Raw genomic sequence first — 23,533 nt, forward strand, 5'->3', positions numbered from 1 at the left:
AATGAAGAGACTACAATTTTTAATTTTCGCTTTATTATTTAGTGCAGTAAGTTTTGGACATGAAGATGAAAATGATCCGGTTGTTTTAACAATTGAAGGACATCAAATTCACGCTTCAGAGTTCATTTACATCTACGAAAAAAACAATGACAGTTTATCTTACAAAAAGAAAGCGCTAGACAGCTACATGGAATTATTCATCAATTACAAATTAAAAGTAATTGAGGCTGAGCATTTAGGTTATGATACCATTCCTAGATTGCAATCTGAATTAGCAGAGTACAGAAAACAACTGGCTATGCCATATTTGATTGACAAAAAGCAGAATGAAAAATTAGTTGAGGAAGCATATTACAGAATTAAAAATGAAGTTCATGCCAGTCACATATTAATTCGTGTTGATCCGGCAGCTACACCTGAAGATACTGCAAGAGCTTATGACCAAATTATGGCTTTAAGAGATCGCGTTATGAAAGGCGAAGATTTTGGTGAAGTTGCAATAGGAAGAGGAGGATCTCAAGACCCTTCAGCTGCAATGAATAAAGGTGATTTAGGTTATTTCTCTGCTTTACAAATGGTATATCCTTTTGAAGAAGCCGCGTTTACAACTGAACCAGGAAGTGTTTCAATGCCAGTTAGAACGCGTTTTGGTTATCATATTCTAAAAGTACATGAGATAAGACCAGCAAAAGGAAAAATGACCGCAGCTCATATCATGGTATTAGCAAATGATAAAGCTTCAGAAGAAGAAATCAAAGCTGCCGAAGAAAAGGCAAATGAAATTTATGCTTTATTAGAGAAAGGCGAAAAATTTGATGATTTAGCAAAAAAATATTCTGACGATCAATCTTCTAAAGGAAGAGGTGGTGCTTTACCTGAATTTGGTGCAGGAGCAAAACAAAGAATGGTTCCTGAATTTGAAGAAGCTGCATTTAAATTGCAAAATGATGGTGACTACAGTAAACCAATAAGAACTGCCTACGGTTTTCATATCATTAAAAGAGTTAGCCTTACTCCGGTTCCTTCATATGAAGAAATGTATCGTGAATTGAAAATGAAAGTTGAAAAGGACGAAAGAGCTCAAACTACCAGAAATTCTTTCATCAATAAACTTAAAAAAGATTATGGTTTTGGTGAAGCAGATGCTGCCAAGTTGTTACCAATGTTCTTTAGCATAGGTGATGAATACTTTATGGGACACTGGAAAGGATTAACATCTGACGCTCATGATGATGATGTATTATTCACTTTTAGAGATCAATTTTTCACTGTAAAAGATTTTGAACAATACCTGATGTCTTTACAAAATCAAAAGAGAACAAAAGACATGCAAACTTTTGTTGAAGCGAGATTTAAAGAATATCAAATTGAGAAGTTGTTGCAATATGAAGACAGTCAACTAGAACAAAAATATCCTCAATTCAAAGCTTTAGTTCAAGAGTACCGTGATGGAATATTAATTTTTGAAATCATGCAAAATGAGATCTGGAATAAAGCTTCAAAAGACACTAGTGGAATAAAATCTTACTATGAATCTCACAAATCAGATTTCACATATCCTAAAAGATATCAAGGTGAATTATACAAGTGTATAGACAAAGCAACTGCTGAAAAGGTAGTGGAATTGTTGAATACAGACACCTTATCTTTTGGTAAAATTCAAGAAATTGTGAACGAAAATTCTCAACTTAATCTTATTGTAAAGAAGCATGTTTTCAGTTCAAATTCTACTGATGCTTTTTCATATAAAAAAGGTAAAAAGACCCGTACTTTCGAAAAAGGAGTGAGTGAAATCTGGGAAAAAGATGGACAATTCTATGTGATCAAAGTTGAGGAAGTTTTAGAACCAAGACCAAGAGAGTTTAGTGAAGCAAAAGGATTAGTAACTGCAGCTTATCAAAATCAACTTGAAAAAGAGTGGATCAAGTCGTTAAGAGAGAAGTATAAGTATGAAGTTGACTATGATGCGCTTTACTCATTGAAAAAAATCCACAAGGATTTAAGACTCGACTAGATCGCTAAATATTGTTAAAGTTCTTCACACCAAAGAGTTTTAGTTTCAATTTGGAGTTTTTATTCCCTAATTTCGAACTCAGGATGCAAAAGTTTTTGTTTTTATTAGGTCTTTTGACTTTAGTTTCTTGTGGATCTGAAGAAGACAAAGGCCGAGTATTAGCAGAGGTTTATGAAGAACAATTATTTGAAGCTGATCTAAAATCCTACCTTAACAGTATTGAATATGAAAAGCAAGACAGTGCCGTTGTTGCTTCAGCATATGTCAATGAATGGGTAGAAACTCAGATATTAGTTCACCATGCTAAAGCAAACGAAAACGTTGATCAAAACCATATTGATCAAAAGGTGAGGGAGTTTGAAAACGATCTTTACATATATGAACTGGAACAGGTTTTGGTAAATGAAAAACTAGATACTGTTGTTTCGGATGAAGAAATTAAAGCTTACTATGAAAGTCATCAAGAGGATTTTCAATTGAATGACTACTTAGTAAAAGTGCTTTATATCAAGATTCCGGTTGATGCACCAAATATTGATGAAGTGGGTGCAAAATATAGATTAAACAGACCAACAGATATTGAGGACATTGAAGCTTTTGCCAAAATTTATGCGACCAATTATTATTATGATCCTGATAACTGGATTTATTTTGATGATTTATTAAAAGAAATTCCACTACAAGACATTAAAAAGGATCAGTTTATAATGAAAAAGTCAAAAGTGCGTTTTGAAGAAAATGGGTATCATTATTTTTTAAATGTAATTGACTATAAGTTAAAGAACACAATCTCACCATTAGGGTTTGAGAAAAAGAATATTAAAGAGCGAATTTTGAATAGAAGAATAAAGGAGCTTAGAACTACAATAAAGAATGATTTAATTAAAGAAGGGTATGAAAGCAATTCAGTCACTATCAAGTAAAATCTTAGCAGCTTTCATTGTGTTGGTAGGAATAAGTCATCATGCCAATGCTCAAAAAACCATGCTCGACAAAATCGTTGCAAAGGTTGGAGATGAGTATATTCTTTATTCAGATATTAAAAATCAGGAATTAAGCCTTTTGCAAAACAATGTTGCTATTGAAAGCGGAATGGATTGTGAAATACTAGAAGGATTAATGTATGAAGCACTTTTAACTCATCAGGCAGTTATTGACAGTGTTGAAGTTGGTGATGAAGTTGTAAATCAAGAAATGGAGAGTAGATTGAATATGATTGCTGCTCAAATGCCAGACGGAATAAAAGGATTGGAAACATTTTATGGTAAATCTGTAGCCCAAATCAAAGCTGAGTTCTTTGAAATTATCAAAAAACGTATGCAGGCTGAAAGAATGAAAGATGAGATTACTTCAGGTGTAGATGTAACACCAAAAGAGGTAAAAACTTTCTATAACAATCTACCAAAAGACAGTATACCTTACATCAATTCAAAAGTATCAGTGGCACAAATTGTATTGTATCCTGAATTAACTGAAGAAGATAGACAAAAGGCATTTGACAAAATCAAGGCTTCAAGAGAAAGGGTAACAAACGGTGATATCTCTTTTAAAATGGAGGCATTCAATACGTCTGATGATCCTGGTTCAAAAACTCAAGGAGGAAGTTTAGGTTGGCAAACAAGAGGAACAATGGTACCAGAGTTTGAAGCTGAACTTTTCAAGCTAGAAAAAGGAGAGATTTCACCAATCTTTGAAACACAATTTGGATATCACTACATTCAAATGATTGAAAGAAAAGGAGATAACTACCATGTAAGGCATGTACTTGTAAGCCCTCAAACAGACAGAAATGCTTTGGTAGCTTGTAAAGTAAAGTTAGATAGTATTTACAATGCCATAAACAAAGGTGAAATCAGTTTTGAAGAAGCTGCCAATATTTTCACTGAAGATGAAAACGGAAAAGGCAAGGGTGGAAAAATTATCAATCCTTACTCAGGTGATTACAAATGGGATTTGCAAAACATTAATGAAATTGATCCTTCAATGTCAAGATTTGTTGATATGCTTAATGTAAATGACTACAGCAAACCTAGTTTGTATGATAATTATATGGAGCAAAAATCAGGTGTGAGAATTGTGAAACTATTGGATAAAACAAAACCGCATCTTGCCAACTTAAAAGATGATTATCAATTGATTCAAATGGCTGCTTTGGCTAAGAAAAAGCAAGAAGTGATTGACAAGTGGATTCAAAACAAAATCAATGCAAACTACATTTGGGTGGAAGATGCTTACATATCTAAATGTACATTCAAATATGGTTGGATAACTACAGGTAGTTAATCTTCAAAAATCGCCAAATGAGAAAATCAAAGGCGATATCCAATAAATTGAATTAAATCATATCTCCTATATTTACCTCCAATGTATGAGGTTTTAAAAATACTGAGTCGATTTACGCTTAAAGCTTACTTCAGAAGGATTGATATAAAAGGATTGGATCAAATCAAAGAAGGTCCTTACATCTTTATTTCCAATCACCCATCAGCTTTTATGGACCCAGTAGCTGTTGCCACATCCATCAAACCCAAAGTTTACTTTTTAGCTGCCGGAGAATACATGGGAAAGGGAATTAAGTACTGGTTCATGAACAAGTTTCTGAACATGATCCCTATTTATCGTCCATCAACAATGCCTGAAGATGCTCACAAAAATGACGCAATTTTTGACAAATGCATTGAACATTTAAAAGCTGGGAAATCAATTATAGTTTTCCCTGAAGGAGCAAGTTTTGCTGAAAGAAAAATAAACCCATTAAAAACCGGGGTAGCGAGAATTGTAAGGGCTGCTGAAATTTCTACTGATTTCAAAATAAACATTCGCATCCTTCCTATTGGTCTTAATTATAGCGATCCTCACAAATTTAGATCGGATCTCTTTATTAATATTGGTGAACCAATTCAAGCCAGTGATTATTTTACTAAAGAAAACGATAAGGAAGCTGAAGAAATAAAAGCTCTTACTACCGATATGGAAGCTGCATTGATTAATACAGTTATACATATTGAACAGTATGAACAAGAAGAGTTACTGAGTAGAATACAGGAATCATATCTAAGGGATTTAAAAACTGAAATGGGAATTGAATTCAAAGATCAGGAAAGTGAATTTGAATTGAATCAAGAAGTTGTAAACGCTATTAATTATTTCAAATCTACCAACAGTGATGCCTATGACAAAATGGTAGATGAACTCAACGAATATTTTGAAATTTTACGCACCAATAATATTCACGATAGAGAGTTAAGGAAGTACAGAGAAAAGCCTCATCTTTCCCAAATATTCTTCATTATTTGGAGTGCGCCTTTATTTCTAATAGGATTTATTGGAAACATTATCCCTTATCAAATCACCACATTTGTTCAGAAAAAAATAAATGTAAAAGGAACATTTAAAGGTTCTATTATACTTGCAACGGGAATGGTGATTTTTTCATTTTGGTACATTTTAGGTATTGTTTTGTTGTGGAAACTCACTCCCCTAGCCTTTTACAGTTTATTATTACCCGTTGTATTGTATTTAACAGGATTGCAAGCACTTGTGTACAGTTCTATTTTAGGCATTCTGCGTTCAAGATATCGACTGAGAAAATTCTTCAAGGCCAACAAGGAATTGCTAGATAAAATCAATTCAAAAAGAAAAATGCTCATTAATAAATTTCAAGATTTTAGAATAGCTTTTGACAACCGCAAAAATTCTTGATGTAACTTTTAACAGGCCCATCTGTTAATAGAATAATGAGACTAATCATTTTAACCCTAAATCTACTCATTGTCTTTTATGTCAATGCCGGATGTGAACTTCCATCACATTTAAAAGCACATGCTGACACTTTGCCAAGAGCTATTCAAAAGGATCATAAAAAAGTATCTGAATTTCTTGTTAAGCCTTGTAAAAATGAAGCTGAAAAGGTGCAGATTTTCAGTTACTGGATTGCTAAGAACATCCGGTATGATTTGAAGCATATGAAACAAATCAACCGAAATAAAATAGCGAGGGAAGTACTGTATTACAGATCTGCTGTTTGTGGCGGATTTTCTAACTTACTGAAACAATTTTGTGACAATGAAAATGTACTTTGCTATACCGTTCAAGGAATTGGAAGAGGCAACTTTTTTCAACGATACTTCACCAAGCTAAAATGCAGACATGCCTGGAATGTTGCTTATGTAGATGGCGAATGGAAATGCCTGGATGTTACCTGGCTAGGACCCGAACTCAAGAGCCCGGAGTTTAAGAAAGATCTTCAAATGAAATGGATTTTTGAAGATCCGGTTGAGTTCAGTAAATCGCACTTACCTTATGACCCAAGATGGCAACTCATCAAAGATCCCAATACGAAAAAGGAGTTTTGGAGAAATAAAGACATTGAAGAGCGAAACTATAATTGGAGAGATTCAATAGCTACAATGATCACTTCAGATCAAGTAGAAGCTAAACTTATTACTCTCAAGGGCGCATTTATTGAGAATAATGATGCAGAAGCATATATGAATGGAATCATCAACGTTGGCTGGAGATTGGTTGGCGGAACTTATGATTCTCTCGAGACGATTAGAGCCATTGAAGTATTTCAAATTGCTCAAAACAAATACACAGAATTAAAACCATATAAATCTGACAACAAACATCTGAGCCAAATAAAACTGGGGCAACATTTATGCAGAAAAAGATTAGAGATGAAAGAGTAATTAAGCCTCTGTTTCTATAACTTAAACTTGTTTACTTTTTATCACCACAAATAGCATTACGATAAAGAAAAGCAAACCAGAGACTGAAATCATTGCCCCGGTAATACTCACATTCATCCAAACTGCAGCATAATATCCGATTACAACTGCTATAACTCCAAAGAAAATTGAAAGGGCAAGCATATTCCCCAATTTATGAGTTAAAAGCTGGGCAGTTGCGGCCGGAATTATTAGAAATCCTATCACCAATACTGCACCAACTACTTCGAATGATACAACTGTCACCAATGACACCATGGCCATCATTAAAAAATGCCAATTCCCCATTTTAATCCCTAATGAAATTCCATAATCACGATTAAAAGAAAGTAATTTAAACCCTTTAAATCCGATTGCAGTGATAGTGATTACAACAATTGCAGCTGCCAATTCAATATACAATGCTCTGGGACCCAAATACAAGTTTTGATCAATGATAATCTTGTCCAAATTAATGAGTGCAATATCCCCATATAAAACACAATCCAAATCAATATCTACATTTCCTTTAAACCATCCCGAAATCATGATCATCCCCAATGCAAATAACAAGGTGTAGGTGATTCCAATAGCGGCATCAGATTGAATCTTCACCTTTTTAGATAACCATTCAATCATCACTGCAGTTAATACTCCTGTAAAGGCAGCAGCTAGTAATAATAAAGGAGAGGTTCTGTCACCCGAGAATAAATAGGCCACTACGATTCCCGGTAAAACAGCATGTGAAATAGCATCTCCTATCAATGACATTTTTCTTAGCACTAAAAACACTCCCAGGATTGCGGCATTAATTGCCACCAAACTTGCCGTTAATATGATAAATAAATCATTCATTAATAATCTTCTTTTGGAATACCATCAATTCCTAATTCTCTTTCTAGTTCCTTTTCTATTTCAGGCGTGATAATGTGCTCTATAGCTTCAGCTCCAGAATGCACATGATCTGTATCTATTTGTGTTCTTTTGAGTAAATACTGCTCCCATAATCTATGGAGTTTAACAACTCTTTGACTTTCAAATATTCCTCCCTCAGTTAACTGATATTTATTATCAACTTTTTTAATGAATCCCTCTTTAATTAGCAGCTTTAGTCCCTTCATCATAACGGCTGTATCAAAGTTTCGAACACTCAATAAATCTTCAATAGAGATGGCCAAATTCATTTCATGATTACCTTGATTTTCATGAAATTGATAAATGGCTTTCAAAATATTTTCATGAAGTATTTTTCTATTGTTTTTAATTGTCCTTTTGTATTTACTTATCAATCCTTTACCGGGGGCAATTACAATAGAAACGAATACGAAGAATGCCAAAAACACCACTACCCAAGGTCCGGTTGGCATTCCTGAATTAGCATAGGAAACATAAGCTCCTCCTATTCCTGAAACCACAGAAATTATGGCAGCAAAAACCAGTATCTTTTTTAAGTAATGAGTCCACATACGTGCTGTGGCTGCAGGTGTAATGATTAATGCAGATATCAGAACAACGCCTAAAGCCTGGATTCCGGCAGCAATTGCCAAAACCGTTAATGAGGTCATGAAAAATGAAATCAACTTCTCAGGCAATCCTACAGATTGAGCAAATTCATGGTTAAATGACACCACAATAAACGCGCGGTAAAAAAGGATGATCATCAATAAAATGACAAGAAATATTACTCCTACCACCCAAATATCAGCTCTTGTGATTGCAGCTGCTTGCCCAAATAAAAAATGATCCAAACCTGCATGTTTTCCTGTTCCGGATTTTTGAATGTATGTAAGTAATACAATTCCTAAAGCAAAGAAGGTAGACAAAACGATACCAATTGCAGCATCTTGCTTCACCTTAGTTTTAGATACGATCAAGTCTACCGCAAAAGTGGATAACCATCCGGATACAAATGCTCCCGCCAATAAATAAGGCAAACTTTTTTCACCTGCTGCTAGAAAACCTAAACAAATTCCGGGCAATAGTGAATGTGCTATAGCATCACCTATCAGGGATCTTTTTCGCAAATAGGCAAAAGTACCAATCAAAGCTGTAGACGAATTAATGAAGAGCATTCCCAATAAAACGTAAACAACATTGGGATCTTTAAATGATATGAAATCTATAAACTCCTGCATATCTATAAGTCAACATCTTTTTCTCTGATTGGAAACTCAGTTTTCTTAATTATTTCTACCACTTTGGATAATAGGGTCAACTGACCACCATAGGCGTTTGAAAGGTTTTCTTTTGTCAATACTTCAGACAACTCTCCTTTGGCGATTAATCTGGTATTCAATAAAACCAAATAGTCAAAGTATTCAGATACAGTTTGTAGATCGTGATGAATTATCAGCACAGTCTTTCCTTCTTCTCGCATCTCCTGTAAAATGGCAAGAATTGAACTTTCAGTAGCCGCATCTACTCCAACAAATGGCTCATCCATTAAATAAAGTTCTGCTTTTTGAGCGAGTGCTCTGGCAATGAAAACTCTTTGTTGCTGCCCACCTGAAAGCTGTGAAATTTGTCTGTTTTTGAATTCAGTTAAGCCAACTTTCTCAATGGCATTATCCACAATTTCTTTATCCGCTTTATTGGCTCTTTTAAACAAGTTTGATTTTCTGTACCTACCCATCATCACCACATCATACACAGATGCCGGAAAATCCCAATCTACAGTTGTTCTTTGTGGAACATAGGCCACTCTTTCTCTCACTTCGTCCAAAGATTTATTAAATACTTTAACATAGCCTGAAGAAGGGTGCAGCAACCCCATAATTGCTTTGAGTAAAGTTGTTTTACCAGAACCATTTGGACCAATAACTCCAATTATTTTTCCACTTGGCAACTCAAAGTCGATATCCCATAAAACAGGACCGGCTCCGTAACTTACTGTTAGGTTGTGAACTTCTATAGAAATTGGTTCTTTCATTTTAATCCCTCCACTATTGTGATAGCATTTTCCTTAATCATTCCAATATAGGTTCCCCCTTTGGTTCCGGGTTCTCCCAAAGCATCTGAAAACAAAGGACCATCAATTGCTACATTGTATTTTTTGGCTTTACATCCATCTACTATTGATTGAGCTGTTTTATCTGATGTTGACGTTTCAATAAACACTGACTTTATTTTATTGTCAATAACATAATCAACCATATCAGAGATTTCTTTTAATCCTACTTCAGATAGCGTAGAAATTCCCTGAATCCCCTTAACGTGAACATCATATCTTCTACCGAAATAAGAAAAGGCATCATGGGAAGTCACTAAAATTCTGGTAGATTTTTCTACTCCCTCCAGTTCAGTTTTAATCCACTTATCTGCCTCCTCAACCTCATCAAAATAACGATCGTAATTATCTTTGTAATAATGATTATTAGCGGTATCAATCCTTCCTAATTCTTTAGTTATTTGCCACATTCCGGTCATCCACAATTTTGTATCAAACCAGATGTGCGGATCATAAGCATCATCTGAATCTGCAGACTTTATTAAATCTGCTTTATCAATACCATCTGAAACAAAAAGCACTGGTTTTTCTCTACCATATTTTTCAAGCGTTTCAGCCATTTTTCCTTCTAAATGCAATCCATTTGCAACGATCACATCAGCCTGATCCAATAGCTCAACATCCCCTGGAGTTACTTTATAAACATGAGGATCTGTTCCAGGTCCCATAATAGAACTTACTTCTGCACTATCACCTACAATATTGCTAAGACAATCTTCAATAATTCCAGTTGTTGCAACAATGTGAAGCGGTTCTTCAGGATTTTGCTCCTTGTCATCATCTAACCTACATGAAAACAACACTAAACCAACAATAAATATGTACCAATTTTTATTCATTTTAATCAAAGTTTTGATTTGAATTTTACACCTAAATTTTCTGTTACTTTTTTGGAAAGACTGATTTTCTCTCCTTTGTTTATTTGCACAATCATTGACTCGTCAAAAGTGATGCGATTATGAATGACAATCTCCGAACCAATATTAAGACCGATTTCATCTAGATATTTTAACAGTTCCAAAGAGTTTTCATTTACACTTACCAATTGTACCACCGAATTAATTGCTGCATCACATAAATCAACCATAGATTCCTGATAATCTATATTTCCCTCTTTATCAGGTATTGGATCACCATGTGGATCAAATTTTGGGTGATTTAATAAACGATCAATTCCATCTACTAATTTGACTGATTTTATATGCTCTAATTGTTCTGCGACATCATGCACTTCATCCCATCCGAAATTGAGTTTGTTTACCAAAAAAGTCTCCCACAACCTGTGTTTGCGGATAATTTGAATAGCAATTCTTTCACCTTCTGCAGTTAAACCGCATCCTTTATATTTTTGATAGGCTACCAGTTTCTTAATTTTAAGTTTTTGCAACATATCAGTTATGGAAGATGCTTTTGCATCCAATTTATCCGCCAGTGCATTGGTAGACACCTTAAGCTTTTCCTGTCCGGCCAAATGAAATATTTCTTTCAAATAGTTTTCTTCGGCCTGTGTTAATAAAGACTTTGTTCCTGCCATCTTATTTTCTTTTAATATTCCATCTAATTCCTAAAAAGAATCTTCTTACCTGTAAAGGACCAAAAGCATATGAAGTGTCAAAATTGTCTCCATAGGGATTCATTGGGTCAATTAAAGGTGAAGGCTGGGTGTAGTTAAATATGTTTTTGATTCCTGTGTACAATTCCAAATTGATATTTTTAAACGACTTCGTCACTTGAACATTTTGAATGGTATACCAAGGAGATTGATCAGGTCTGTCAAATGGTTCAGCAAAATCAGGCAAACGTTGCGGTCCCATTACTCTGCCTTGATAGGCAAATTCAAGTCCGATTTTTTTCCAATTAAAGTTTACACCAAAAGTTCCGGAGAATTTAGGCGCAAAAAACTGCTGTTCTTTAACTGATAAATTGTTACTGTCTTTAGTCATCTCAAAGACCTCCATTAATGTAACTCCCATCCTTACCCTTAGGGGAATTGAAAAAGCATGATTAATAGATGCCGATATCCCACGACTTATCCCATAACCGGACAAATTTTGATAGACAATCAAATTAGGATTCTGGTCAAAATCCGGTATTATTTTGTTTTGGAAATAGGTATAAAAAAGGTCCAAATCAAAGTTTCCGTAACCCTTAAATGCGTATGAATGATTAAAATTGAGCGTTGCATTATGAGATCTTTCTGGTTTTAACTCTTCTAAAATAACGACATCTCTTGCACCGGAAACAAAAGCATGATCCTCTGTAAACAAATGCACTTGTCTAAATCCTGTTCCATAATTGAATCGCAAGGCTGTTGTTGAACCAAATTGTTGCTTTAAACTGAATCTAGGTGAAAATATTAAACCGTGATTAAAATGGTAATCCAACCTAACTCCTCCAAGCAATTTCAATCGATCTGTTACATCAAACTCATCTTGAATAAAAACTCCAGGAACATAAGTGTTTTCATCTGTATTAGATGGTGTATTATCTTGATAAATTTGATAACGATTAGACAGCCCGGCAATCATGTAATGACGCTTAGCCAACTTTTGAGACCAAACAAAATTTGAAAAGTAAACCTGTTGTTGGGCTTTATAGCTCACATCTCCATAGTAAGAATCTTGTTCGTGATAATTTGCTGAAAAATCTAATTTGAAATTCCTTTTTACTGTAGGAATGATAAAGGAACCAATTAACTCAACCCTTTTGGTAAGAATGCTTTCACCATAAACAGAATCAGAGGCTCTATCCTCTTTTGTCCAATGCAAAACACCGCCAAATCTATCTTCAAAATAATATCTTGCAGCTAAATTGAGTAAATCCTTGTTGTCTTTGGTTTTAAATTGCCATTTGTTAAACAACGAAATACGGTTGTTTAGTGGAATATCAGTAAATCCATCCTGATTGTGATCAAGTTTTCTATTGTTAAAATAATAATCACCAGAAAAAGTTGTAAAAACTCTCTTAGATAGTTGAGGAGTAATTGAAAAATCTGTTGTCAATTCTTGATGCGTATTGTAATTTGCATCTACCTCAAAAAGTGCCGACTCTTCAGGTGATTTTGTAATAATGTTTACTACACCTCCAACGGCTTCTGTTCCATATAAAGTAGACGAAGGCCCTTTTACAATTTCAACTCTATCTATCAGTGAAGTAGGAATCCCATTAAAACCATACACAGAAGACAATCCTGAAACTATTGGCATTCCATCAATTAAAACCAAGGTATATGGTCCTTCCATTCCATTAATGTGAATATCATTTGTACCGCAAACACCACAATTAACTTGTTCTTGAACACCATTAACTGTTTGCATGGCTTCAATCACAGAATAAACCGGTGATCCTTTAAAAAAGGATTGTGACAAAACTTCAATTTTAACGGGTGAATTTGCAATGGAAGTCTCTCGCATAGTACCTGTCACTACAACCGTATTTAATTGCAATTCATTATCCTCTAATTCAATTTGAAGATCAGTGATGTTTTTATTGAGATTAACTTTTTGCTGAAAGTCTTTATAACCTACAGCCTTTACATTTAATTCATATTCACCTAAAGGAATATTTTCAAAACTGAAATCACCTTCTTCATTTGATAAAACCGAAAAGCGATCACTTAAAATCACTTTGGCAAAAGAAACTGCACGACCATTAGACGCAATGTGACCATTGAACTGAAATGACTGATTAAAGCCGTAGACAGCAGAAAACAAAAGGAATATCAAAAATATTATTTTCACCTTTTAAAAATTTCTTTTACAAATATATAAATTTATTTTTAGGCTTACCTAAATTTATAATATAAATATATTCGATACTAAAGAAATAATGGGTTGAAATAGGATATGAATACGTTAAAACTGATTGGATTTAAACCGTTTTATAAAAATCGATAGTAAATAATGTTTACTGTTTTAATTGGAGTATCTATATTTGCGCCAAATTAACAATTGAAACAAAACAAAAATGGCTGGAAATAGAACATTTACAATGATAAAACCTGAAGCTGTTGCTGCAGGAAATGCCGGAAAAATTATTGATGCAATTATTGAAGGTGGATTCAAAATTGTTGCTTTAAAATTAACTCAGCTTACTCCTGAGAGAGCTGGTAAATTCTACGAAGTACACAAAGAAAGACCTTTTTATCAAGAATTAGTTGACTACATGTCTAGCGGACCTATTTATGCAGCTGTTTTAGAAAAAGATAATGCTGTTGCTGATTTCAGAGCTTTAATTGGAGCTACTGACCCGGCAGAGGCTGCTGAAGGAACTATCAGAAAAAGATTTGCTAAATCAAAAGCTGAAAATGCAGTTCACGGTTCAGATTCTGATGAAAACGCAACTATTGAAAGTAACTTCCATTTCTCAGCTGACGAGATTGTTGGATAATTGTCTTTTCAAAATACTTGAAGGCCGCTTTATAATTTAAAGCGGCTTTTTTTATACTATAAATTATCCTTATTGTATTTCCAAACGCGATATGAAAATCGGAAGCCCAATTTAAAATTGATAACAGGAAAAACGTTTCTTCCTCCCGGCGGATCGTAATATGAAAATGAATTCAACAAATGAGGATAAGCCAAACCTGCATCAACCGCCCAGTTAAAACGGTAATGCGTGAACCTTGCAAATCCTATTCCCAATGAATGCTTCATTACCCAATCAGGAGTATCAGATTTGGCAACAAAATTTCTCAAATTAATCTTTAAACGAGTCTTTCCTCTTTCAACCCTCCAGGGATAAAAATCAAATCCGAATCCACCTCCAAGATACCCTCCGCCTACTTCAAATCCAACATTATTAGACAATAACACATCATAAGTAAGTCCACCCCATCCAGTAACTCCACCAAGGTTAAATGAAACTGTACTTCTGTACAATCCTCCAAATTCAAATTTTTTCAGATCATTAACTCTTGTAGAATCAAGGCCAACTTGTCCAATGGAAGTTGAAGTGATAAAAAGTATAGAAAGTGCTGCTATAAAAATTCTCATAGTGCCGGAATCTCTTTGTATTTAGTAACGATTGAAAATTTGGTTCCGGTCCATTTTAAATCCATGATAGGAAACTCAATTTGATTTTTGTTCATTGAGATATACAAGCCTAAAACACCCTGATCATGGGGCAATATGAATTTAAATTGTGGATTATCTTCACTCACATCAGGTTTAATACTTTTAACTTTTGCCGCAATTTTATTCATGTGCTTCACCATTTTACCAACTGGTAGAATATCCTTTGAAACCTCAGTTGAATCATCTTTTGAGTATTCAAAAAAGCTGCATTCATACACACAAAAAGGTTGGCAATTAAAATGTGTAACACCAATCAAATCGTTTCCGTTTTCCATTTTCCACATGGATAAATAATAATCACCCATATATCCACCAGAAACATGAACATAGCTTCCATTTAGATCCAGTTCCTTATAGTAGTACAGTTTACCCGACCTAACGTTCACATCTTCTTTATCGCTTACAATTTGAGATCCTAGAATTGATTCGGCATAATAATGAATTGAGGCATACGGTTTCCGTGCGTAATCCTGAGAATATGCCCGGCTTACAGCTAAAAAACAAATAACAAAAAGAACCGTATTCCTCATCTATTACCCCATTCTTTCATTCAGTTCAGTATACTTTTCTTTAACTGAGAATTTCTTTTTATCCCAACTCAACATCATGATAGGAATTCTAACTTCATCTGCACCAACAATTATATCAACCTCCATTGAAGTTCCTTTTTGTGGAAAATTATAGAAAAACTGATAATCTTCTTGATACTCAATTCCTTCATATTTTTCAAGAATCTTAGGCATTAAGCTAGCTCCGTAATCTTCAACTTCCATTCTTGGGATTAAATTGTTTCCTTCACCTACTTTTTCACCATCCTTCATAATGTAAAACTTAAAGTCATAATCACAAGCTGGTCCACATCCTGCCGACATAGTCCCCAAAAGATCATTACCATCTGCCATTCTCCAAAGTACAAACTCACTCCAACCTTCATACGCTCCTGTTACCGCAGCATATCCTCCTTTTAAATCCAAAGTTTGATAATAATGTTCTACACCATCTCCATTGTTATTCATTGCATCTGCAGAAGCAAATATTTTTTGTCCCATCATCATTTCAGCATAGTCATCAATCTGCCATAAACCATCAGAATTTTCAGGAATAAAATCTCCGTTTTCTAATGTGCCATCCACCTCATTTTCTACTGATTCATCTACATCCGCGCTTTCACAAGTCAAATCTTCCTCTGTTAATCCTTCACTTTCATTAGTTTCATTTTCTCCACCACATGCAAATAAAAATGCCGTTGCTGTCAATATCCATAAATGTTTTTTCATCATTCAATTATTTTATTAATTCTGTACTCCAGGCTTCCGGCTTATCATCAAACCATTCTTTAACTTTAGGCCAAACCTGTCCAAATAATTCTGTATTCCTATATGCATCAATTGATGCTTGATCTTTCCAAACACTATATGTAAAAAAGATTCCTGAATCAGCATGATCCTTTAACAGCTTAACACCTTCACATCCGGGTTGTGATTCTATTCTATTTTGAATCTCAGTAAAGTATTGCTGAAAATCATCACATCTATCCTTTTTAAAGGTCATTTTAACTAGTCGCTGTATACTCATGACTGATTTTGTAGTAATTCTTCAATTCTGTTTTTAGATCCTTTTGGATGAAATTCTATCCTAATTGTATCTTTTACATGCAACCCAAGCAAAGAAGATGCTCCTCCTCCACTTCCTTGAACTCCTTTATTAATAGCTATCTCCAAATAACCGTTTTCATTAAAAAGTGCCAATTTTTCACCCATTGGGACATCATAATAATTGCTGGATATTTTCTCAATAAAGTACTTACTGTTTCTAAAGAATATAGTAAATGGATTTCCCATACCTACTTCCTTGAACAACTTTTCGGTAATATTAACCATCACGTTTCCGTACTTATCTTCGTGAATGACAGTTCCTTTTATTAAATCCTGCTCAATAGTTGGTTGGGTTGTAAATGCTTTTCTTACCGACTTCATTGTCTCACCAATGTCACTCAAAGGTTTTCCTTCACAAATTGCAACAATAGCTGGTAAATAGATATTCCTTGTTGGAAATCTCAAAGAAGATTTAGCACTAAAATTATCTATGCGGATGATTTCTTCAGCTTCTTCAAAGCCATTTATTAGAGAAAACATACCATTATCACATCCAACAAAATACTGCCCTTTCAACTTCATGACAATTGGATATAGATTATTATCTGAAGCAGCAATGGACACAACAGGTAGGTGATCAACTCCTATAAAATGTACGGTTCCTTCTGGAAAATCTTCTGTAATATTATTGATGTAGTAAGCAGCTTCAGCAAGGTTAAAAGGTTGTACTTCGTGTGAAATATCAACTACCCTACTATCCTTAATTTTGGAATATAATTGCCCCTTGATTGCGGCCACATAATGGTCCCGCAAACCTAAATCTGTTGTCAGGGTAATTATCTTCATCTTACTTCTACACAATTTTTAGGATGCAATATTTTTATCAAATAGCGCGTTCAACCTAGAAATTCTTAATTTTATAACCAAAAATAATTCTAATTTTTAGTTGAATTCTTTAATCCAAATTAATTAATTAACATTTTGCACGAAAAAGTCATTGAAATTGTCGGTGTAGATCCAGTGGTTATGCTGGGTATAAACGAATCTAAGCTTAAACTTTACAAGCAATATTTTCCTAAACTAAAATTTGTATCAAGAGGAAATCTCTTAAAAATTTTGGGCGAAGCGGAAATTGTAGATCAATTTGAAAAGAAATGGGAATTGATGTTGAAACATGTCAATCGTTACAACTCATTGACTGAAAACAACATTGAAAACTTAATGTTACAAGATTCAGAACAAATCCCTTTCAAAGATCACGGTGAAACAATTGTTCACGGAAATGGTGGATTATCTGTTAAAGCAAGAACTGCTAATCAAAGAAAATTGGTCAAAGCTTCCATGGAAAATGACATGGTTTTTGCTATTGGACCTGCAGGAACAGGAAAAACATATACTTCAGTAGCCTTAGCTGTGCGAGCTTTAAAGAACAAAGAAGTTAGAAGAATTATTCTTACCCGACCTGCTGTGGAAGCCGGAGAAAATCTAGGATTCTTGCCTGGTGACTTGCGTGAAAAACTGGATCCGTATATGGCCCCACTTTATGATGGATTAAGAGACATGATTCCTGCTGAAAAGTTAGCTGAATACATAGAGCATGGAATTATTGAAATTGCTCCTTTGGCATTTATGAGAGGTAGAACATTAGATAACGCTTATGTGATACTGGATGAAGCACAAAATACCACTACAGCTCAAATGAAAATGTTCTTAACAAGAATGGGACAGTCTGCCAAATTCATTATTACAGGAGATGCTACACAAATAGATTTACCTAGAAACCAAAAATCCGGGTTAAACATGGCGATCAATAAGTTGAAAGACATTGAAGGAATTGGACTGGTACAATTGGACGAAAGAGATGTCATCAGACACAAATTGGTAAAACAAATTATTCAAGCTTTAAAAGACGACGAATAGTTGAATATTTATCTATTCTGTTCATAACTATCTCTGATTTTTAAGTGATAATGAGCTAAATTTGCGTGCAAATATTTTTGGCATGAGCGCAATAAAATCAACCTCTTTTCAATTTCCCGGACAAACTGCTGTTTACAATGGTAAAGTTAGAGATGTGTACACCATACAGGATGATCTATTGGTGATTGTCGCATCTGACAGAATATCAGCATTTGATTACATTTTACACGAAGCTATTCCCTATAAAGGACAAGTTTTGAATCAATTGGCTGCGAAGTTTTTAAAACAAACAGCTGATATTGTTCCAAATTGGTTAATTGATACACCTGACCCAATGGTGGCTTTTGGGCACAAATGTGAGCCTTTTAAAATTGAAATGGTGATCAGAGGTTATATGTCCGGTCATGCTGCCAGAGAATATAAAGCTGGAAGAAGAATTCTTTGTGGAGTTCCAATGCCGGAAGGAATGAAGGAAAATGATAAGTTCCCAGAGCCAATTATTACTCCTGCTACAAAAGCAGAAGAAGGTCATGACGAAGACATTTCAAAAGAAGATATAATTGCCAAAGGGATTGTTTCAGAAGAAGATTACATTCAACTAGAAAAATATACCAGAGCCCTTTTTCAAAGAGGAACTGAACTAGCCGCTCAAAAAGGACTTATCCTGGTTGATACTAAGTATGAATTCGGTAAAAAAGATGGAAAAATCTATCTAATTGATGAAATCCATACACCTGATTCTTCAAGATACTTTTATGCAGATGGATATGAAGAAAGACAGCAAAAGGGAGAAAAACAAAAGCAATTGTCTAAAGAGTTTGTTCGTGAATGGCTAATTGCACACGATTTTCAAGGATTAGATGGACAAACCTTACCCCACATGCCTGAGGAATTTGTTAATTCAGTTACTGACAGATACATTGAACTGTACGAAAAAATCATAGGTGAAAAATTCGTAAAAGCTGACAACACTAACATTGAAGAAAGAATTAAAACCAATGTTTTGAAGTGCTTGGAAAACGCCATCCAACATTAAGAAAATTTCATTTTAGCTGACAATTGTCATTTGAAGACAAGAGGCAACAACTTAATTTTACGATCGTTAGATTGAAAAAATGATTGCCTAATTATGCTGAAACTTGTCATAAACAAGATTCAAAGTGACAAAAACATTCTCCTATCCATTAGTATAGGAATAGCATATTTGTGGTTCGGTTTACTGAAATTTTTTCCTCACTTAAGTCCTGCAGAAGGCGTAGCTGGTGAAACGATTACTTTACTCACTTTTCATTTAATTCCAAAGAACGTTTCCATTATTTTACTTGCAATTTGGGAATGCGCTATTGGGATATGTCTTTTGGTGAATTACAGAAATAGATTTGTAATATATGCCGGTATTATTCACATTTTGTGCACCTTCACCCCACTTTTCCTTATGTCAGACGCATGTTTCAATAAACACTTTTACAGTCCTTCCCTTTTGGGTCAATACATTATCAAAAATTTAGTAATAATCAGTGCATTGATCGTATTACTTCCACATAAGGTAAAAAAGGCAACTAACTCATAATTGAACTACCATCTTGGATATCTTGTTAACAAAGTAAAAATCTAAACGATTTTGTTAATTAATTGAAATACTTACATTTGATTTGAACAAATTACACCATCTCATGAAGTTCAAATCTATAATGATCATTGCGTTAGCATTGTTGCTGGGCGCATGTAAAGGAAATTCCTCTGATGAAAATCAGGAGCAATCACAAACTGTTGAAGAACCAAAAGGAAAAGATAATCTAGCCTATAAATGGGCAAAAATCGCCTTGGATGCAACAGCCAATGACACTGAATGGTTTAAGCCAAGACCTACCATTTCTTCACGTTTTTTAAGTCTGATTTTTGTCTCAATTTTTGATGCATGGTCAGTTTATGACGACAAGGCAATTCCTGTTTATTTAAATGCTGACAGAAGACCAGAAGAAGAAAGAACTCTTGAAAACAAGGAAAAGGCTATAAGTTATGCCGCTTACAGAGCAATGATGCACTATTATTATTCAGACAGTACAATGTTCACGGACTTTATGAACGAATTAGGCTTCGATCCAAAAGACGAGTCTATTGATCCTTCAACTCCGCAAGGAATAGGTAATCTAGCTGCACAAACAGTTATTGACATCAGAAGAGAAGATGGCTCAAACCAATACGCTACTGTAGAAGGTTCAAACGGCATATCTTACTTTGATTACACCATGTACAAACCGGTAAATCCAGTAGATAAAAACAATGACATCAACCGTTGGCAACCAAAGTATTTTCTGGATAATAACGGCAATAAATATGCCCCGGGATGTCTTACTCCACATTGGCAATTAGTTAAACCAATTGGTCTGGACTCAGCTAGTCAATTTAGACCGGGTCCTCCACCTCAAGTGGGATCAGAGCAATTGGAAAAAGAAGTAGCCGAAGTTGTAGAATTACAAGCAAATTTAACTCCAGAAGAAATGGCTTTAGTTGAATTTATGAGGGATGGACCCAAATCTGTTCAACAAGCAGGTCACTGGTTAATTTTTGCACAATACATATCAGAAAGAGATCAACACACACTAGACGAAGATGTGAAAATGTATTTCCTTAACCAGATAGTTGCAATGGATGCGTTTATCGCTTCTTGGGATTCTAAAATGCACTATGATTTTGCCAGACCTTATGCATTGGTACATCATTATTATAAGGGACAAAAAATTAAGGGATGGGCTGGTCCTGAAGAAGGTTGGATTGAAATGAATGGTGAAGACTGGAGACCATATTCTCCTGCTACTTTCCTTTGCCCTCCATTTCCTAGTTACACATCCGGACATAGTACGGTTAGTGGAGCATGCAGTAAAGCACTTGAATTATATACAGGTAGCAATGAATTTGGACAATCGGTAAAATTGGTGCCGGGCGCTTTAACTCATCCTAATGATTTAAGAGATACGGTGACACTTCATTTTGAAACCCTTTCAGGAACTGCTGAAATGGCAGGTCAATCTAGAGTGTTAGGTGGATACCATATTCAAGCTGATAACGTTGCAGGATTACAATTGGGAAGAGACGTTGCAACCCACATTTACAATAACTTTTATTTAAAACATATAGGAGAAAAATAAAATGTACCCCTCAACTTTTTTAAGAACATTTAGCATCATTTATTTTGCCCTCGCAATGGGGATGATTGCTTTTGGAGTGATTTCATTTATTTCAACCCAAAATGTCGGATTTTTCATGGTACCAACATTTAAAGATCCGTTTATAATTGTTGTTCCTGCTGTACTTGTTTTAGGAATTTCAGGAGGAAATGTTCTTTATAAAAAAATGGTGGCGGCAGTCACTCCAGACAAGAGTTTACAGCAAAGAATCTCCATTTTTTTCACCTCAAGTATTATAAAATTTGCCATGACAGAAGCTACAGTTTTAGTCAGTTTTATTGCTGTAGTAATGACTTTGAATTCGTTTTATTATATAATAGGAGCCATAGGTCTAGTTTACTATTTTACCATAAAGCCTTCAAAACAAAAAATTGCGGATATACTGCAATTAACTAGTGAAGAAAAGGATAAAGTTGGTATTCAATAACTGATTATTTAGCAGATATTTTAGATATTTGTGACAACACACAACTTACTGTCACAGATGAAATCTATTTTACTTAGCCTTTCTTTCTTATTTCCATTTTTTATGTTTTCTCAGGTCAATTTGGATTCTGGTCTTGTTGCCTACTACCCTTTTGATGGAGATGCCAACGACTACAGTGTAAATGCGATAAACGGAATTCCTTCTAATGTTGGATACTCAACAGGAGTATATGGAGGAAGTAATACTTCCATATTATTTAATGGTTCAGATTCTTCTTTTGTTGATTGCGGAACTGATAACAGAGGAATCACAGATTCAATTACTATTTCAGTTTTTGTTCGTACCACCTTTGACGGGATTGGAGATATCGTAAGTAAATATGATCCTGGAAATGATCACGGATATCATTTTCAAATGAGTTTGGGTAAAATTAGATTTGCAGGGCGTGATGGTTCAGGAAATTACAGATCAACAGGATATTCTTTAACTTCAATTAATGATAGCAGTTGGCATCACATTATTGGTGTGGTAAGAGCCAATACTTGGCTAATCTATATAGACTGTACTTTAGAGGGTGCTCAGTCCAATTCAACAGTAAATCCTGATATTTCTTCTGCTGCAAATTTGGGAATTGGAAAAGATGTTTTCAGTAATCAAAAGTTCCTTGATTGCGAAGTTGATGAAGTTAGAATTTATAATAGGGAATTAACTGCTGATGAAATGGACAGTTTATGTTACACAGCAGCAAGCGCTTCAACCGAAGAATTTGTAGAAAAGGACGAAAATTTCATTATTTACCCAAACCCTGCTAAAAACTTTTTAACAATTTCAGGTATTGATTTTACTGAAAAACAACAACTGATTATCACTGATATGTCAGGAAGAATAGTTTTGGAAAAACTTTTAGATGTTGAAAGTACCAAAATAGATATCTCAAATTTAAGTTCAGGAAATTACCTGGCAATAGTTTCAGATGGTCAGAAATTGTTAAAACAAAAACTTATCATCTTCTAAGTAAGCCGCTTTAGTTCACTATCTTGCAGACACTATGATGTCTACTATGCAACTGGAAATTCTACAAATTTCTAATGATTCTGAAATCTTTTCAAATTTCATGGAAAAACACGCCTCTGAAATTGAAAAAATATTTCCTGATTTCGCCATTGAAGAAACCGATTTTGCCACGGTGTTTTTATTAAAGATTGAAGGGAACCCTGTAGGAATCTTTATCTATCAAGAAAAGGGAGATCAATTACATGTTGAAGTTGATTACCTAATTGAAAAATACCGTGATCAAGGAATTGGACAACAGTTTTTTGATCATAAAATCAATGATTTCAAAAATGAAGGATTTCTGGAAATAACCTCTGTTACAACCAACGATATCCACAAAAAGTATCTTTTCGAACTAGGTTTTACTAAATCTGAAGCTCATAATGATATGTTCGTTTTATCTTTGCGATAATTCTGACTTTTCATTTATGATCAAGAAATACTACCCTTTTGTAATTTTATTGGCCAGTGTAATTATCTTAATTATTATGCTTGGTGATATAACAAGTCAAAGAGAGATTGGGCAGTCCATAATGAAACCTTTT

24 protein-coding genes are annotated in these 23,533 nt (G+C 34.5%); 13 read left to right on the forward strand and 11 right to left on the reverse strand.

Translation table 11 applies throughout. The features are described 5' to 3' along the window. Position 1 precedes the first annotated feature (1 nt). From K6119_RS05065 to K6119_RS05085, 5 genes are all read left to right on the forward strand, one after another. Entirely contained in the window at positions 2-2,014 is a 2,013-nt protein-coding gene (locus tag K6119_RS05065) for a peptidylprolyl isomerase (protein WP_221836033.1), read from the forward strand. 83 nt (positions 2,015-2,097) lie between these two features. Then, positions 2,098-2,937 (forward strand): peptidyl-prolyl cis-trans isomerase, encoded by an 840-nt coding sequence (locus tag K6119_RS05070; RefSeq protein WP_221836034.1) that lies wholly within the window; start codon positions 2,098-2,100, stop codon positions 2,935-2,937. After that, positions 2,909-4,297, forward strand: coding sequence for a peptidylprolyl isomerase (locus tag K6119_RS05075; protein ID WP_221836035.1), 1,389 nt, complete (start codon positions 2,909-2,911; stop codon positions 4,295-4,297). Before K6119_RS05070 ends, K6119_RS05075 begins: the two co-directional genes overlap by 29 nt. An 81-nt stretch (positions 4,298-4,378) precedes the next feature. Next, positions 4,379-5,716 (forward strand): 1-acyl-sn-glycerol-3-phosphate acyltransferase, encoded by a 1,338-nt coding sequence (locus K6119_RS05080; protein WP_221836036.1) that lies wholly within the window; start codon positions 4,379-4,381, stop codon positions 5,714-5,716. Positions 5,717-5,751: 35 nt separating this feature from the next. Next, on the forward strand, positions 5,752-6,705 hold the full coding sequence (locus K6119_RS05085; protein ID WP_221836037.1) for a transglutaminase domain-containing protein: 954 nt from the start codon (positions 5,752-5,754) through the stop codon (positions 6,703-6,705). Positions 6,706-6,726: 21 nt separating this feature from the next. Here the strand turns inward: K6119_RS05085 and K6119_RS05090 are convergent, their stop codons facing one another. The 6 genes from K6119_RS05090 to K6119_RS05115 are packed head-to-tail and all read right to left on the reverse strand — an operon-like array spanning position 6,727 to position 13,470. Next, positions 6,727-7,578: a metal ABC transporter permease gene (locus tag K6119_RS05090; RefSeq protein WP_221836038.1), complete on the reverse strand. Its 852-nt coding sequence runs from the start codon at positions 7,576-7,578 to the stop codon at positions 6,727-6,729. Further along, a complete protein-coding gene (locus K6119_RS05095) occupies positions 7,578-8,858 on the reverse strand; it encodes a metal ABC transporter permease (protein WP_221836039.1) in 1,281 nt (426 codons plus the stop codon). The genes K6119_RS05090 and K6119_RS05095 overlap by 1 nt, the downstream gene beginning before the upstream one ends. A gap of 2 nt (positions 8,859-8,860) precedes the next feature. After that, the gene (locus K6119_RS05100; RefSeq protein ID WP_221836053.1) at positions 8,861-9,652 is read right to left on the reverse strand and encodes a metal ABC transporter ATP-binding protein; all 792 of its coding nucleotides are present in this window, start codon (positions 9,650-9,652) and stop codon (positions 8,861-8,863) included. Then, positions 9,649-10,569, reverse strand: coding sequence for a metal ABC transporter solute-binding protein, Zn/Mn family (locus K6119_RS05105; RefSeq protein WP_221836055.1), 921 nt, complete (start codon positions 10,567-10,569; stop codon positions 9,649-9,651). Before K6119_RS05105 ends, K6119_RS05100 begins: the two co-directional genes overlap by 4 nt. Positions 10,570-10,574: 5 nt before the next feature. Next, positions 10,575-11,264 carry a metal-dependent transcriptional regulator gene (locus tag K6119_RS05110; RefSeq protein ID WP_221836057.1) on the reverse strand — a complete coding sequence of 230 codons (690 nt, stop codon included), beginning with the start codon at positions 11,262-11,264 and terminating at the stop codon, positions 10,575-10,577. 1 nt (position 11,265) lies between these two features. Then, positions 11,266-13,470, reverse strand: coding sequence for a TonB-dependent receptor (locus K6119_RS05115; protein WP_221836059.1), 2,205 nt, complete (start codon positions 13,468-13,470; stop codon positions 11,266-11,268). Positions 13,471-13,696: 226 nt separating this feature from the next. Here K6119_RS05115 and K6119_RS05120 point away from each other — a divergent pair, with 226 nt between their 5' ends. Next, entirely contained in the window at positions 13,697-14,119 is a 423-nt protein-coding gene (locus K6119_RS05120; protein WP_221836062.1) for a nucleoside-diphosphate kinase, read from the forward strand. A gap of 56 nt (positions 14,120-14,175) precedes the next feature. Here the strand turns inward: K6119_RS05120 and K6119_RS05125 are convergent, their stop codons facing one another. From K6119_RS05125 to K6119_RS05145, 5 genes are read right to left on the reverse strand one after another with little or no spacing between them, the layout of a single operon-like run. Beyond that, positions 14,176-14,724 carry a hypothetical protein gene (locus tag K6119_RS05125; protein WP_221836063.1) on the reverse strand — a complete coding sequence of 183 codons (549 nt, stop codon included), beginning with the start codon at positions 14,722-14,724 and terminating at the stop codon, positions 14,176-14,178. Then, positions 14,721-15,335, reverse strand: a complete 615-nt coding sequence (locus K6119_RS05130) for a hypothetical protein (RefSeq protein WP_221836065.1) — start codon at positions 15,333-15,335, stop codon at positions 14,721-14,723. The genes K6119_RS05125 and K6119_RS05130 overlap by 4 nt, the downstream gene beginning before the upstream one ends. 3 nt (positions 15,336-15,338) lie before the next feature. Further along, positions 15,339-16,082, reverse strand: a complete 744-nt coding sequence (locus K6119_RS05135) for a hypothetical protein (protein ID WP_221836066.1) — start codon at positions 16,080-16,082, stop codon at positions 15,339-15,341. Between the two features lie 7 nt (positions 16,083-16,089). Beyond that, entirely contained in the window at positions 16,090-16,380 is a 291-nt protein-coding gene (locus tag K6119_RS05140) for a putative quinol monooxygenase (RefSeq protein WP_221836067.1), read from the reverse strand. Then, positions 16,377-17,246: an SAM hydrolase/SAM-dependent halogenase family protein gene (locus tag K6119_RS05145; protein WP_221836068.1), complete on the reverse strand. Its 870-nt coding sequence runs from the start codon at positions 17,244-17,246 to the stop codon at positions 16,377-16,379. Before K6119_RS05145 ends, K6119_RS05140 begins: the two co-directional genes overlap by 4 nt. 135 nt (positions 17,247-17,381) lie before the next feature. Here K6119_RS05145 and K6119_RS05150 point away from each other — a divergent pair, with 135 nt between their 5' ends. The 7 genes from K6119_RS05150 to K6119_RS05180 all read left to right on the forward strand — a co-directional run bounded on the left by K6119_RS05150 (position 17,382) and on the right by K6119_RS05180 (position 23,400). Further along, a complete protein-coding gene (locus tag K6119_RS05150; protein WP_221836069.1) occupies positions 17,382-18,320 on the forward strand; it encodes a PhoH family protein in 939 nt (312 codons plus the stop codon). An 82-nt stretch (positions 18,321-18,402) separates the two neighbouring features. Beyond that, complete coding sequence (locus K6119_RS05155) at positions 18,403-19,356, forward strand: phosphoribosylaminoimidazolesuccinocarboxamide synthase (RefSeq protein ID WP_221836071.1); 954 nt, start codon at positions 18,403-18,405, stop codon at positions 19,354-19,356. Between the two features lie 93 nt (positions 19,357-19,449). Further along, positions 19,450-19,890 (forward strand): doxx family protein, encoded by a 441-nt coding sequence (locus K6119_RS05160; protein ID WP_221836074.1) that lies wholly within the window; start codon positions 19,450-19,452, stop codon positions 19,888-19,890. Between the two features lie 103 nt (positions 19,891-19,993). Further along, on the forward strand, positions 19,994-21,469 hold the full coding sequence (locus K6119_RS05165; RefSeq protein ID WP_221836076.1) for a vanadium-dependent haloperoxidase: 1,476 nt from the start codon (positions 19,994-19,996) through the stop codon (positions 21,467-21,469). A gap of 1 nt (position 21,470) precedes the next feature. Beyond that, positions 21,471-21,935 carry a hypothetical protein gene (locus K6119_RS05170; protein ID WP_221836079.1) on the forward strand — a complete coding sequence of 155 codons (465 nt, stop codon included), beginning with the start codon at positions 21,471-21,473 and terminating at the stop codon, positions 21,933-21,935. Positions 21,936-21,992: 57 nt separating this feature from the next. Further along, on the forward strand, positions 21,993-22,949 hold the full coding sequence (locus K6119_RS05175) for a LamG domain-containing protein (RefSeq protein WP_221836082.1): 957 nt from the start codon (positions 21,993-21,995) through the stop codon (positions 22,947-22,949). 100 nt (positions 22,950-23,049) lie between these two features. Continuing rightward, a complete protein-coding gene (locus K6119_RS05180; RefSeq protein ID WP_221836084.1) occupies positions 23,050-23,400 on the forward strand; it encodes a GNAT family N-acetyltransferase in 351 nt (116 codons plus the stop codon). Positions 23,401-23,533 lie beyond the last annotated feature (133 nt).

Origin of the sequence: Paracrocinitomix mangrovi (assembly GCF_019740355.2) — a bacterium.
GTDB classification, from domain to species: Bacteria; Bacteroidota; Bacteroidia; order Flavobacteriales_D; family Crocinitomicaceae; genus Paracrocinitomix; species Paracrocinitomix mangrovi.